We start from the raw sequence: 1,035 nt of genomic DNA, 5'->3' as shown, positions 1-1,035 counted from the left end.
CCGCCGGCCGCCGGAGGTGGGTGTCCTATGCGACGCCGGCGGTCCGGGCGAGCCCGGACCGGGCCGCCCCGGGCTCGTCGGCGGTCATCAGCGCGGCCGCGAGCCGGAGGCGCTGCAGGTCCTCGACGGTCGCCGTGCGACCGTAGGGCCCCCGGGCCGTGGCGAGGGAGACGCCGATGGTCCGCACCAGCGCGTCCCGGAACGCCGCACCGTGGTCGTCCGCCGTGCGGGCGAGGATGCCGGCCACGTCGTGAAGGCCCGAGCCGACCGACCGCTCGTCCTCCTCGTACTCCGCGAGAAGGAGGTCGAACCGGCCGGTGCACGCGTCGAGGACCGAGGTGGTCAGCGGGTCCGACGTCGTCGCCCGGGCGCGAGCCACGGCGACGGCGAAGGCGACGCGGTCGGGCTCGGTGAAGTCGCGGTCCCTCCCGACGACCGCGCTGAGGATCCAGAACGGCGCGAGTCGCAGGGCCTGCCACTCCTGCGCGGTGAACGGGGATCCGGTGATCGTGACCACTTCCTCCGGGGGCGACGGCGTCCCTCCCAGCATCCTCCAGACCCCCAGCCTCGGCAAGGAACGCGACGAGGAGGTGGCGGTCTCGCACCCGATCGGGGCCTGTGCACCACCGGGCCGGCAGCGGGCGGGCGATCACGCGCTCCGCGAGACCTCGTCAGCCCGTCGTGACGAGCCACCGCATCGCCGCGCCCAGGTCGGGATGGGTGTGGCCGAAGCCCGACGCGGACAGGCGAGTAGGCAGCACCCGGTGGCTGTCGAGGACCTCGGCCGCGAAGCCGCCGAGCACGAGGCGCAGGGCCGGTGACGGTGCGGGCAGGAGCGCCGGCCGGTGCAGTGCCGCGCCGAGTGCCTTCGCGACGTCCTTCTGCCGATCCGGATGCGGGCCCACGAGGTTGACCGGGCCGGTGACCTCGGGATGGTCGACGAGGTGGGCGATGGCCCGGGCCTCGTCGACGACGGTGATCCACGGCCACCATTGGCGCCCCGAGCCGAGCGGCCCGCCGAGGCCGAGCCGGGCG

General features: G+C 75.5%; 2 protein-coding genes. Both read right to left on the bottom strand.

The window, feature by feature from the left end:
• Positions 1-25 precede the first annotated feature (25 nt).
• Positions 26-550, bottom strand: coding sequence for a hypothetical protein (locus BN12_RS21895; RefSeq protein WP_157635620.1), 525 nt, complete (start codon positions 548-550; stop codon positions 26-28).
• A 121-nt stretch (positions 551-671) separates the two neighbouring features.
• Positions 672-1,035 (bottom strand): DUF1731 domain-containing protein (locus BN12_RS21890; protein ID WP_157635780.1); only part of this gene is annotated, 364 nt, incomplete at its 5' end.

The organism is Nostocoides japonicum T1-X7, assembly GCF_001046855.1.
In the GTDB taxonomy this organism is placed as follows: domain Bacteria; phylum Actinomycetota; class Actinomycetes; order Actinomycetales; family Dermatophilaceae; genus Nostocoides; species Nostocoides japonicum.
This window is presented reverse-complemented; position numbering and strand designations above follow the sequence as displayed.

Bases quoted from the DNA above. Each gene is read 5' to 3' on its own strand.
- BN12_RS21895 (WP_157635620.1), bottom strand. From the start codon at position 550: ATGCTGGGAGGGACGCCGTCGCCCCCGGAGGAAGTGGTCACGATCACC.